This is a genomic window from Paenibacillus fonticola DSM 21315 (assembly GCF_000381905.1).
GTDB classification, from domain to species: domain Bacteria; phylum Bacillota; class Bacilli; order Paenibacillales; family Paenibacillaceae; genus Fontibacillus; species Fontibacillus fonticola.
Genome location: NZ_KB907283.1, coordinates 39868 through 52223, shown reverse-complemented (window position 1 = coordinate 52223; position 12356 = coordinate 39868). Strand labels below are relative to the sequence as shown.

The 12356-nt window shown below is 47.8% G+C and carries 12 protein-coding genes; 2 read left to right on the top strand and 10 right to left on the bottom strand.

Features of this window, described 5'->3' with window-relative positions:
* Window positions 1-675 precede the first annotated feature (675 nt).
* Complete coding sequence (locus G358_RS0126810) at window positions 676-4095, bottom strand: DEAD/DEAH box helicase (RefSeq protein WP_019640352.1); 3420 nt, start codon at window positions 4093-4095, stop codon at window positions 676-678.
* Between the two features lie 314 nt (window positions 4096-4409).
* On the bottom strand, window positions 4410-5033 hold the full coding sequence (locus G358_RS0126805; RefSeq protein ID WP_019640351.1) for a DedA family protein: 624 nt from the start codon (window positions 5031-5033) through the stop codon (window positions 4410-4412).
* A gap of 341 nt (window positions 5034-5374) precedes the next feature.
* On the opposite strand from G358_RS0126805, the gene G358_RS34670 reads away from it, so the two are divergent.
* The gene (locus G358_RS34670; RefSeq protein WP_157274496.1) at window positions 5375-5821 is read left to right on the top strand and encodes a hypothetical protein; all 447 of its coding nucleotides are present in this window, start codon (window positions 5375-5377) and stop codon (window positions 5819-5821) included.
* A gap of 431 nt (window positions 5822-6252) precedes the next feature.
* Here G358_RS34670 and pstB read toward each other — a convergent pair whose 3' ends face one another.
* From pstB to nrdR, 6 genes are all read right to left on the bottom strand, one after another.
* Window positions 6253-7011: a phosphate ABC transporter ATP-binding protein PstB gene (gene pstB, locus G358_RS0126795; RefSeq protein WP_019640349.1), complete on the bottom strand. Its 759-nt coding sequence runs from the start codon at window positions 7009-7011 to the stop codon at window positions 6253-6255.
* 12 nt (window positions 7012-7023) lie between these two features.
* Window positions 7024-7911, bottom strand: a complete 888-nt coding sequence (pstA, locus tag G358_RS0126790) for a phosphate ABC transporter permease PstA (RefSeq protein ID WP_019640348.1) — start codon at window positions 7909-7911, stop codon at window positions 7024-7026.
* Window positions 7908-8810, bottom strand: a complete 903-nt coding sequence (gene pstC / locus G358_RS0126785; RefSeq protein WP_019640347.1) for a phosphate ABC transporter permease subunit PstC — start codon at window positions 8808-8810, stop codon at window positions 7908-7910. Before pstC ends, pstA begins: the two co-directional genes overlap by 4 nt.
* A 74-nt stretch (window positions 8811-8884) precedes the next feature.
* Window positions 8885-9826: a phosphate ABC transporter substrate-binding protein gene (locus tag G358_RS0126780; protein WP_019640346.1), complete on the bottom strand. Its 942-nt coding sequence runs from the start codon at window positions 9824-9826 to the stop codon at window positions 8885-8887.
* A 177-nt stretch (window positions 9827-10003) separates the two neighbouring features.
* Window positions 10004-10198 carry a hypothetical protein gene (locus G358_RS0126775; protein ID WP_019640345.1) on the bottom strand — a complete coding sequence of 65 codons (195 nt, stop codon included), beginning with the start codon at window positions 10196-10198 and terminating at the stop codon, window positions 10004-10006.
* Window positions 10199-10242: 44 nt separating this feature from the next.
* Entirely contained in the window at window positions 10243-10719 is a 477-nt protein-coding gene (nrdR, locus tag G358_RS0126770; RefSeq protein WP_019640344.1) for a transcriptional regulator NrdR, read from the bottom strand.
* Between the two features lie 129 nt (window positions 10720-10848).
* On the opposite strand from nrdR, the gene G358_RS0126765 reads away from it, so the two are divergent.
* Window positions 10849-11070, top strand: coding sequence for an alpha/beta-type small acid-soluble spore protein (locus G358_RS0126765; RefSeq protein WP_019640343.1), 222 nt, complete (start codon window positions 10849-10851; stop codon window positions 11068-11070).
* An 82-nt stretch (window positions 11071-11152) separates the two neighbouring features.
* Here G358_RS0126765 and G358_RS0126760 read toward each other — a convergent pair whose 3' ends face one another.
* Both G358_RS0126760 and coaE read right to left on the bottom strand, forming a co-directional pair.
* Window positions 11153-11716, bottom strand: a complete 564-nt coding sequence (locus tag G358_RS0126760; protein WP_019640342.1) for a lytic transglycosylase domain-containing protein — start codon at window positions 11714-11716, stop codon at window positions 11153-11155.
* Window positions 11713-12309, bottom strand: a complete 597-nt coding sequence (gene coaE, locus G358_RS0126755) for a dephospho-CoA kinase (RefSeq protein ID WP_019640341.1) — start codon at window positions 12307-12309, stop codon at window positions 11713-11715. The genes G358_RS0126760 and coaE overlap by 4 nt, the downstream gene beginning before the upstream one ends.
* Window positions 12310-12356: the final 47 nt, after the last annotated feature.

The window sequence follows — 12356 nt, the reverse complement described above, 5'->3', positions numbered from 1 at the left end:
CTCACGCCGGAGCACGAGGCCCGGGAGCAAACGAAGGTTCGGGAGAGAATATGCGTGATTCGTTTGCACTAGGTTTGCCAAGAACTGAACGTGCGTTTCTAGCTTGCAAAAGCTCTCCTTGACGAAGGCATAACATGTGGTACCCAACCCACGGATAGCAGCGTGCCGACCGTCGCTCGCATTTTTGCTCTCGCGCCACGTGCTCAGGCAGAAAAAATAGAGGGTTTGACAAAAACGTTCATAGCAACGAATCTCATCCACGCTATTTGCTCATATTCGCAATGATTTTAGCTCTAACGAATCTCAGACACTCTATTTGCCGTTTATCATCTATTTGGCGCAGTAATGGCTGAAATAACGTTACCCAGCTTCGTTACATTTTAAAAAAGGTTATTCTTACACAAATAGCGCTCGTAAGATTCGTTATAAAATTTCGGTTACGTTCCCGGTCACATTTTCGATCTCTGTTCTGGTTTCGGTCACGTTTTCTCGTTCTCGTTCTCGTTCTCGCACCCTCCCTCGCTCTCGTTCGCATCTAGTTCTCGCTTTCGCTTTCGCTTTCGCTCTCGCTCTCATCTCGTACTCATTCTCATCTCATTCTCATCTCGCTCTAGGTTCCATTTCCGATCACGATTCTGGTATTATCTCGTTCACGCTCCTGTATTCAGACCAGCGCTAGATCATCAAAATTTCGCGGATTTCTTCCTCCGTTAACGAGGACAACGCCTCCTGCCCCGGCTGAATGACCTCATCGATCAAATTTTTCTTCTTTTGCTGCAGTTCGTACATTTTATCCTCCACGGTACCCTGCGAGACCAGGCGAATGACGTGGACCACGTTCTTCTGCCCCATACGGTGCGCCCGGTCAGCAGCCTGCTCCTCAACGGCGGGGTTCCACCACAGGTCATATAAAATGACGGTGTCCGCCCCAGTCAAATTGAGCCCTGTGCCACCGGCCTTCAGGGAAATCAGGAACACGTCCTTCTCCCCCTCGTTGAACCGATTGCAGAGCTCCACCCGATCTGCTGCCGGCGTGCTGCCATCCAGGTAGAAGAAGGGCACGCCTTCGTACCCCAGTTCCCGGCCGATCATGCCCAGCATTTGTGTAAACTGCGAGAAAATCAGCATCCGTTTGCCCGCGCTCCGGCACTCCTCCACGATCTCCAGCAGTTGCTCGAATTTGGCTGAGCTTCCGTTATAGTCCTCCACGAACAATCCGGGATGGCAGCAGAGCTGGCGCAGCCGGGTTAGACCGGCCAAAATCTTTATCCGGTTCCGCTTGAATTCATCCTGATCCAGATGCTTAAGCGTCTCCTGCTGCAGCTTGGCCAAATAGGCCAGATACAGCTTCCTCTGCTCAGGAAGCAGCTCGGAGGCCTGCAGCGTCTCGATCTTCTCCGGCAGCTCCTTCAATACGTCGCTTTTCAAGCGGCGGAGCAGGAATGGACGAATTCGCCGGGCAATCGTCTCCCGGGACAATTCATTAAATTCCTTCCGCCCCGGGAACAGGTCTGGAAATACCGCCTCAAAAATCGACCATAACTCCTCTAGCGAATTCTCGATCGGCGTCCCGGTCAGTGCAAACCGGTACTTCGCGTATATCGACTTTACCGCCTGAGCCGTCTGGGTCGTGTGGTTTTTGAAGGCCTGCGCCTCATCCAGCACGAGCGTATGGAACGAGCGCCCTTCGTATAAATCGACATCCCGCCTCAAGAGAGGATAGGACGTAATGATAACGTCGATATCGGAAAAATTCCGCATCGCCCTCCCCCGTTCCGTCCGGCTCCCGTCCACAACGGCCGCCTTAATGTCCGGAGCGAATTTTTTTAGCTCATTCCGCCAGTTATACACGAGGGAAGCCGGCGCGACAATCAGAGCCGGGAGATCCTGCTGGCGGATTTCCGGAAGCACCGATACGATGAAGGCGATGCTTTGCAGCGTTTTGCCAAGCCCCATGTCATCGGCCAATATCCCGCCGAACCGGTAATGCGCCAGCGTCTTCATCCATTGATAGCCGTATTTCTGATAATCACGGAGTACGGGGTCGAGCTGCTGTGGAACTGTAAATTCCAGATGGTCCGGATTTCGCATATGATCCAGCAGACGCCGCAGCGTCTTGCCCAGCTTCACGTTATTGCCCGTCCCTGCATAATTCATGAAATGCAGTCCCCGAACAGCCGGCAGCTTCACTTCCGCTCCATGCAAATCAGCCCTGCGGACCCCTACCTCGTTCATGAGCTTAACCATCTCTTGAAACTCGCTGCTCTCCAGCGGCAGCAATGCGCCGTCTGGCATCCGGTAGTATTTTCGCTTCTCTTCCAGCGCGCTGAGTATATTTTTGATTTCCGCTTCCGGGATGCCCTGCATCTCGAATTTAAACTCGAGCCAGTCCGTTCGCTCATCCACATCGATGCGGATTTGCGGCGGCGGATGCTCTGTATACAGCCTGGTCTTGACCGCTGAGGTCGCGTACACATGGACCAGCTTCTCCAGCTCCGGCAGGACGCGGTACAGGAACTCGTATTCGTCATCCTCATCGTCCAGAAAATAGCCGCTCTCCGTTTGCGCAAACACCCCGCTCTCCATCAGGCTTAAGATCTGCCCTTCTTTGTCGCCGTCGCGCATAATGATGCGGCTTTCGCCGCGCCGTTCGTCATGAGGCGCTAACGGATTAAAGACGATGTCCCCGTATTGAAACTCGAGTCCAGCCAACAGCCGATCTCTCACCCGGTCCAAATAAAGCCGAGCCGTCAGCGCTGCATGGACGATTTGCCCCGAAATCGCTTCGCTCATCTGAACAGTGCCCAGCTTCCTAAGACCGGGAACGACTTTCTCAATGAACGGCTCCATCTGCTCGGCCGAAATGTAAATCTCCTCGCTTCGCGAATAATACAGCATATGCTTCAGCTCGGATAAACGGCTGCACTGCTCGGCAGGCAGCGGGATCAGCTTCTCGTCGGCCAGCACGAGCCCATACGCCTCCAAGACGACCAGCTCTTCCAGCCCCTCAATCCGCAGCTGGTATCCCCCCGAATCATACTCATCGAATTCAAAATGAAGCGGAATCCGCTCGCTGGAAATTTCGAAAGCGTGCGTCCTATGATACTCCCGCATAATTTGTACCGCGGCATTTCCCGATAGCAAGGGCTGCAGCGCATCCCAGGCAAACGGCGGAACTAGCAGCAGGCGATCATCGCTGATCAGCTTGTCATACGCCGAATAGGCACCAAGCTTGGAGCTGGTCTCCTGATACATCCGCTCGTTGCGACAGATCTGCAGCAGCTGGCGGATAACAATTTCATCCTCTGGCTGAAAGTAATGAAGCTCCGGTACATACGTGAAATGCTTGGAGAACTCATATGGTTCCCCGCGTTCGACACAATTCAGGAATTCGCGGATTTTTTGCACGATATACAACCGCTTCGTACCGACCTTCAGCTCCATGCCAAATAAATACTTCTGGGAACGGTAAGGATGCAGCTTGCAAATGATTTCGATCTCAAGCGGCGTTTTCAAATCCGCCAGGTGCCTGGTGCGGACGAACCGCCCTTGCTGCCTGTCATCGAATATTTTCAGCATCCCTTTCGTAACGCCCATATCGCGGGCGGAAAAAGAATCCCGTCCAATTCTCTGCCTTTCATAAGCTCTGCTTAAGGGGCCCATTCCCTTGGTTTTCGCGGAATCCGGAGAGTTTACTATTCCCATCGAATTTCTAGTGCTATTTGTGTTTCTCGCTTGCAGCACACCTGTTTTCTCCAGATTATCGTTCATGCTATACGTCCGGACAGGTGCAGATCCTTCATGCTTCAGATTGTGAATTGTAATTAATGCTGCGGCAATATGCCTGCAATAATTAACATCACTCCCGTATGCCGTACAAGAACAGTTTGCCTCTATATCCCCATCGCTATCGATTTTTATATGAACGCTGTAATTCTCCGTCCCCTGAACCGTAGCCGCATATTCCGATGCTTCCGGATCGGGATCAGAGCCATTAAGAAGTACTCGCCCATCTCGAATATAGGCGTTACCCTGCTTATAATTTACCTCGCCGCACAGCAATTTGATGACCCTAGTCGTCAACTGAAAGCTCATTTCTCTGTCCCTTCCATGAAAATATTACTCATTATCCTGTCGCCGTACTATTAAAATACCTAGTCATATGATAACAGAGTGCCAAGGCTTTAATCAAAAATAAAAATAATGCCCTTGTGTCTCTGAACGAGAGTCAGCTCGATCAGCTCAAATTCCAAGCATAATCATATTGAATCAGCAAAACTACCGTCGCAGAAAAAGACTAAAAAAGGCCGAAGTAAAATTCACCTCGTGCCTTTAGTATGCCTGGATTAAAAATATCCCTCGCCGTTACCCGCCTAAATCCTTACTGGGCTCGAGGATGAACTGAGTGATTACTCCGGCTGCTTCGTTTCCTTTAACCGCAGTCTTCGCCATTTCCAAATAAACCAGAATATCAGCAGCGCTCCGATTCCCGTACATATGTATTTCAAATAATTCTCCACAAGTGAAAATATGTACTGCCACTGCTCGCCGAACACATAACCGATGCCGACAAATACAAGGATCCATATCGCTGCCCCTGTATAGGCATATATCGCGAATGTTCGAAAAGGAATCCGAATTATTCCAACAAAATAACCGAAAAATTGCCGGACGCCAGGTACGAAAAAGCTGATTAGCAGCATTTTGTTTCCATATTTATCATAAGTACGTCTTGTTTTCTCAATCTGGGAAGGTTTAAGAAAAATCCATTTCCCATACCGCTCCACAAGCGGTGCTCCTATCTTGTAACCGATCAAATACGTGACGGTGATCCCGATAACCGCTCCTGCCAACGCCGCTGCCGCTGCCGGGAGCAAGCCCAATACCTTTTTGTAGGCTAAATAACCCGTAAACGTAAGCGTCGTCTGCCCAGGAGGCAACGGCAAGGCAATGAAATCTATAGGAAGTCCAATCAGCAATACCAAATAGCCATACTGCTTGAACATCAGCTCAATCCACTCTATGACATTCATCTGAAATCTCCTTATTCCGGCCAACATCGAAATGGTTGCATGTAATATTCCATTAATTTATGTTACCAAAATGATTGTAACAAGAACAATCTTTATTTTCGGTTCAAAAAAAATGTAAGCACCTCTAATTGGGCTATAGCATAGGATGACATCAGTAATGTACATTGCAGGATGAGTGGAGGTTAAGCGCATGGCATCCAATGCAGATAATAAACAAGTGGTCTATCAAGCCAATCCGAATGCTGTCCAAACGATAAAAAACATGAAGGAACAACTGCATAAAATTTGTAAGCAATATGCGAATCGTCCCGTTCGCATCCAAAAGGTTGACGGAGTAATTTATGAAGGCATATTATCACACACAGAAGACGGCCTGCTGTTCCTCGTCATCCCCGGCCAGCAGACTGGCGGAAACCCGCCATATGGACACTATGATCACTATGGGCATCATGGGCATCACGGACATCACGGGCATCATGGGCATCATGGGGATCATGGGCATCACGGGCATCACGGACATCATGGGCATTATGGGCATCATGGATATCATGAACTTTACGAGCATGGACATCACGGGCAGCATCATGAGCATCATGGCCAACACAGACATTATGAGCATCTCGGACACGACGGTCATACTCAGTCTGGAGCTAACTGGCATTACGGTCAACATGGTTCCCCGGGATATTCCGCCCCTGCCCCATACCGTTTTCAGGATTACGCTTATGCCCCGTACAGCCGAGGATTGTATGGCTCCAGCTACTTCAACAATGTCATTCTCCCGTTAGTTCTTTATGAATTGCTCGTCATTACCTTGCTGCATACGTAGCAGCCGCTGTAAGCATTTTATCAGTAAAGAACCGGGCTGAGATGACAGAGCCTGTCCGGTTCTTGCTCATAACGAAAACTCTGTTGTATTTAGTTTGTCCAATAACTTTTGAATTGTAGTCAACTCCTTGTCGGACTGGAACGTCCGATCATCATCGGAGGTTTACGATTGGCCTTTCCTTCTTCAAAATCCATTTCCTTACTTACAATACCACGGGCCCTAATCTGTTTCAAATTTAGTTCAACTCAAAGCTCCAACAGGACACCCCTGCCATTCCGTAAAATCAAGCATCGGCAGTTGATCCACGCTGCTTCGTAAAGTCGCGTTACGCTCCAATATATAAACAGGCGAGGATCAATTATCCACGCCTGCGTTAAAACTGGATCAACATTAACCAAACCGTCCGGAAATATAATCATCTGTTCTTTTTTCCTTCGGATTCGTAAAAATTTTGTCCGTCTGATCAAATTCAATCACTTCCCCCATAAGGAAAAACGCTGTTTTTTCAGAAACCCGGGCGGCCTGGTGCATATTATGAGTTACGATAATGATACAGTATTCTTTCTTCAGTTCTGCAATGAGCTCTTCAATTTTGGAGCTGGATACTGGATCGAGAGCCGAAGCCGGCTCATCCATCAAAATAATGCTCGGGCTTACCGCTATTGATCTGGCGATGCAAAGGCGCTGCTGCTGTCCGCCAGACAAGGACAAGGCCGACCGATGCAGCCTGTCCTTTGTTTCATTCCATAGCGCCGCCTTGGTTAAGGACTCCTCAACAATTTGATCGAGCTTTTTCTTATCTTTAATTCCATGGTAACGCGGTCCAAAGGCAATATTTTCGTATATCGATTTATGAAAAGGGTTGGGTTTCTGCCAAACCATGCCGATTTTCTGCCGGAGTAAAACAACATCTGTCTTAGGATCATTAATGTTCTCATCGCCAATCCATATTCCCCCGGTAATTTTCGCTCCGCTAATAAGATCGTTCATCCGGTTAAGGCTGCGTAGAAATGTAGATTTACCGCAGCCTGACGGCCCGATCAACGCCGTTACCTGCTTGGATTCAAAATCAAGCGAAACTTCCTTTACCGCCTGCTTCTGTCCATAGTACACGCTCAAATTTTTAACAGACAGTTCGATATTGCTCATAGAGGCTCCTCCCTATTTCGTTGCTGTAAATTTCTTGTGCATGACACGTCCCAGCCAGCGGGCCAAGAGATTGAACGCAAGCACAGTAAGAATGAGTACGGCAGAAGCGCCCGCAGCTATTTCCGGAGCATCCGGAGCTAAACCTTCCGAGTTGATCTTCCAAATATGAACCGCCAGCGTTTCAGCAGGCCGGAACGGATTTAGCGGCGACATGGGGCTGAACGGATTCCAGTCCGTAAAATCGAGCCTCGGGCTGCTCATGCCCGCTGTGAACAGCAGGGCAGCCGCCTCACCGAATACACGGCCAGCCGCAAGAATCGTCCCCGTCAAAATGATGGGCAAAGCGATCGGCAGCATAATCGATCTGATCGTTTTCCACTTTGACAGACCGAGAGCGAGACTTGCTTCCTTTTGCGCCACAGGCACACTTTTCATCCCTTGTTCCGTAATACGAACTATAAGCGGCAAATTAAATACCGTGAGAGCCAGCGCCCCAGAGAACAGAGAGAATCCAAAGCCAAAGAAATGCACGATAACAAGCAAGCCGAACAATCCTACCACAATGGAAGGAAACGATGACAGTACCTCTACAATAAGACGTATAAAATCAGTAACCTTTCCGGGTTTAGCGTATTCACTCATATAAATACCGGCACCTAAACCAAGCGGAATAGTAATCAATAACGTTAATACGAGCAAAAATAAGGAATTGAACAATTGAGGCCCAATTCCGCCCCCCTCTTTGATCGTTTCCGGCGGAGAGGTCAGGAAATCAAAGCTGATATGCCCGATTCCACGAACGAAAATAAAGCCAAGCAGTCCGGCCAAAATGAGAACAATGACGCCGGCCAGCGTGACGATGACGGCTGTAGCAATTTTGTCTGCTGTCTTAGCGCTCATCGATTAGCCCTCCTTTCAAGCCACCGTACAACGAAGACGAAGATGAAGGTCATCATCATCAATATAAGAGCGAGCGTCCATAATACGTTGTTCTGAACCGAGCCCATGACGGTATTGCCCATACTTAATGTAATCACGCTCGTTAAGGTTGAAGTCGACTCAAAGAGCGAGCCAGGAATATGCGGAGCATTACCTATAACCATTTGAACGGCCAGCGCTTCTCCGAAAGCACGTGCCATGCCGAGCACTACACCTGTCATTAAGGCGGGCAGCGTTGTAGGCAGTACTGTCCGGTATAACGTTTGCCATCTCGTGGCGCCAAGAGCGTACGAGCCCTCCTTTAAACCAGTGGGAAGAGCGGCGATGGCATCCGTTGCGATCGATGTAATCGTCGGCAGGATCATGATCGACAGAACGGTTGCCCCCGCGGCAATACCAAGTCCTTGTCCAGGAAAGACATCACGGTAAAACGGCACGATGACGCTGAGTCCAATAAACCCGTACACAACCGAGGGAATGCCTGCAAGGAGCTCAATGACCGGCTGTAAATATTTCCTTCCGAACTTCGGCGTAATTTCAATCATGAACAATGCGGCACAAATTCCCAATGGAGCGGATATAAGCGCAGCAAGCAGCGATGTGCTGAAAGACCCAATAATAAAGGGAAGAGCCCCAAAGATTGGAGGTTCTCCATCCGGTTTCCACTTGACCCCGCCAAATAATTCTCCAAAACTGATTCCATCTTTAATAAATGAGCTTAGCCCTTTCGTAGCAACAAAATAAACCATCGAAAAAATGGTCACTACCAGGAAAATAATACATACTGATGTTAATATTTTACCGGTCCATTCCTCAATAATATGCTGTTTAGGTTTTTGTCTTCTGCCGGTCTGAGCCATGAAACCTCTCCCTTTACACAGCACAGAAAGAGGCAGAGAAATCCGCCTCTTTTCTTGCTGATATGATGTCGGTATTATTTCGTAATATTACCATCCACGTCGCGCTTCACTTGCATTTTCGAGGCAGGAATATATCCCAGCTCGATAACGTCGTTGTTTTGCACATCTTCTGAAGCCATGTAATCTAGGAATGCTTTAACCACTTCGTTTGGCTCGCCTTTAGTATACATATGCTGGTATGCCCAGACAGGATAGCTCCCGTTAGTAACATTCTCTTCGTTCGCTTCGACGCCATCATATTTCAGAACTTTGATCGAATCATCCAAGTAGGACAGGGCAAGGTAGCCGATCGCACCTGGAGTTTCTTTAACGAGCTTTTTAACTGTACCGGATGAATCCTCTTGAATGGAACCTTCAAGGTCTTCCGTCTTTGTTCCCAATGCATATTTCTCAAACGTCGCCCGTGTACCCGAGCTTGACGGTCTGTTTACAATTTGAATTTTTTGATCCGGTCCGCCGACTTCATTCCAATTCGTAACTTTACCAGTGAAAATTTCAACCAATTGATCTTTTGTGAGAGAATCAACGGCAATATCCGGATTAATAACGGCTGCCATCGCAACGATCGCTACTTGATGGTCGACCAATTCGGCCGCAGCATCCGCATCCAGCTTCTCTTCAGCAAAAACATCAGAATTTCCGATATCAGCTTGTCCTCCAGATACTTGTGTCAAACCTGTACCACTACCGCCGCCTTGAACTTGAATCGACACTTTTGGATTTTGGTCCATGAATTTCTTGGACGCTTGATCCACCAGAGGTTGAAGTGCAGAAGATCCAACTGCGAGAATAGAACCGGACAACTCTGACGCCGGAGTTTCACTTGACGTGTTGCCGCTATTAGCGTTTCCGGATTCCGCCGGATTGTTATTGGACTTCGCAGTGTTGTTTTGACCGCAAGCGGCCAACATGAAAGTTAATACCAAAGTCAAAACTAACATCAAACTCTTTTTCATTGTTAAGGTTTCCCCCTTATTTATTTATAAGTTGATTATAGAAATCGAATATCAAACCCGTGTATGAGTTTTGTAAACTCTGTGTTAAAAATAAAAAAATACCCGCTCTTTCTCACTTAAAGTGAATTAGATGGGCATTTTTTATTCCTGCTTTATTATTATTAAAATTCATTTGGTTCAATTTCCACTAGAGAAGTTACGGCGATACCATCGGACAGCACCTATTCCGCCAATAGCACCCGCAACACCGCTTACGCTAACGATCGTTACCAAATCGTACGATTGCCAGTGCAGAAGAAACCCGATGCCACTGCCAAATGTAGTTCCGGCAAGAAAACCTGCCGCCATAGCGGCCTTAGTATCCCATTTCATCTGCGTACTCCTCCATCGTTCTTCAATTGAAATATCGATTGAAATTACAAAGGATCTTCCGGGCCCGTACCTTTCGAGAGCAGGCCTTTCAGTTCTTTCATAAACATATTGATATCTTTAAACTGGCGGTATACGGAAGCAAATCTGACGTAGGCGACCTCGTCAACCGGATACAACTGCTCCATAATTAACTCCCCGATTTGACGGCTCTCTACTTCCGTATTCGCTGACTGGCGAAGCGACCGCTCTGCCGCTGAGACGATCGATTCCAGCTGTTCCACGGATACCGGTCGTTTCTCACAAGCACGGATCAATCCTCTAAGCAGCTTCTCTCGGTTAAATTCCTCACGGCTTCCGTCCTTTTTAATGACAATAAGCGGCATTTCCTCCACCATTTCAAATGTTGTGAACCGGCGGCTGCATTTCTCACACTCCCGCCTGCGGCGGATAGAGCGGTTTTCATTAGCCGGTCTGGAGTCGAGCACCTTCGTACCGGAATAATCACAATATGGGCATTTCAAAATGCTTTTACCCCCTTTTTTCATATGCATGATTATAGAGCAATTCCAAGAAATAACTAAAATAATTGTAATGAACTTCTCTATTTCGGTACATAATACTTTTACCAACCACAAGGAGGTGAATATATCATGGCCCAAAATAATAATTCTTCAAATAACCTGGTGGTTAGACAAGCCTCCGGCGCTCTGGAGCAAATGAAATATGAAGTGGCTCAGGAGCTTGGCATTTCTTTTCCACAAGATGGATATGCTGGTAACCTGACTTCTTACGAAAACGGTTCGATTGGTGGCTTTATCACCAAACGTCTGGTAACTATGGCTGAGCAACAATTGGCTGGTCAATTCCAATAATGATCATCCAATCAGGAAAGCATTGGTGCAGGTCCCAGCCTCGCCAATGCTTTTCTATCATAATGCCCCATCAGGCAGTTTTTTACAAGCTGTCATAAATACCGGAGTATTGATCGTAATAATGCGTTACCCTTTGTACGTAATGCCTGGTTTCACCAAAAGGGATGTTTTTGACAGAATCAAGCTTCCCGTCCCATTTGCCGCTGCGCAGCCAGTTCCGCACATTCGTCGGCCCAGCGTTATAGGCTGCTATCATCGCGATATGGTTTCCTTCAAATTGATCGCTAAGCGATCTTAAATACCATGTGCCGATAGCGATATTCACATCACTTTCCGCTTTCACCTTCTCCAGGGATACATCCGGAAGCTTGGATTGTTCGATGACCCATTTCGCTGTATCCGGCATAATTTGCATAATTCCGAGAGCCCCTTTCTTTGACTCGGCCCCGGTCTTATAGTTGCTTTCTACACGTATAATCGCCGCCACCATCAGCGGATCAAGGTCATTATTTTGTGCGTGATAACGAATTTCATCTTTATAATAAATGGGGTAAAATAGCGTAAGCCATTTTGAATTAAAGAAAAGTATTACCGTAAACCCCAGAAACAACAGAAGCAGCACTCTCTTTTTCCGAAGCAGCCTCATAGCAGCCTCATATTGCGCCAAAATTGTTCAATCTGTGCCTCCGTCTCCTGCACGCCAAGGCTGTTGTCAATCAAAATATCCGCCCTTTCTTTTTTTTGTTCTATATCCATTTGGGCTCTTATTCTGGATTGGGCTTGTTCATAAGTCAGTCCATCCCGCTGCATAAGCCTGGCAAGCTGCTCTTCTCTTGGCAAATATACGACCATGACTTGCTCAAATAGCTGTTCAAGTCCAGATTCGTAGAGCAGTGGAATATCTACAACGACAAGACGTTCAGGCTGCTGCGCCTCATAATCTGCCATTCTTCTTTTCATCTCCGCACGGATCGCCGGATGAGTAATCCCATTTAACGCTCTCCGCTCCTCCTCGTTCGAAAAAACGATTTCTCCTAATTTTTTTCGATTCAACGTCCCGTCCTCATTTAAAATGCCAGGCCCAAATCGATGCTGTACTGCCTGGAATACCGGATGTTCTGGTTCCATGACTTCTCTGGCGATGACATCAGCGTCAATCAGTATGGCCCCCCGCTTCACCAGCATTTGGGAAACCGTACTTTTTCCCGTTGCAATTCCGCCCGTCAGTCCAACATTCATCGCTTCACCTCGTTATCCAAGTATATTCCCCGTGCACCATATTTTAT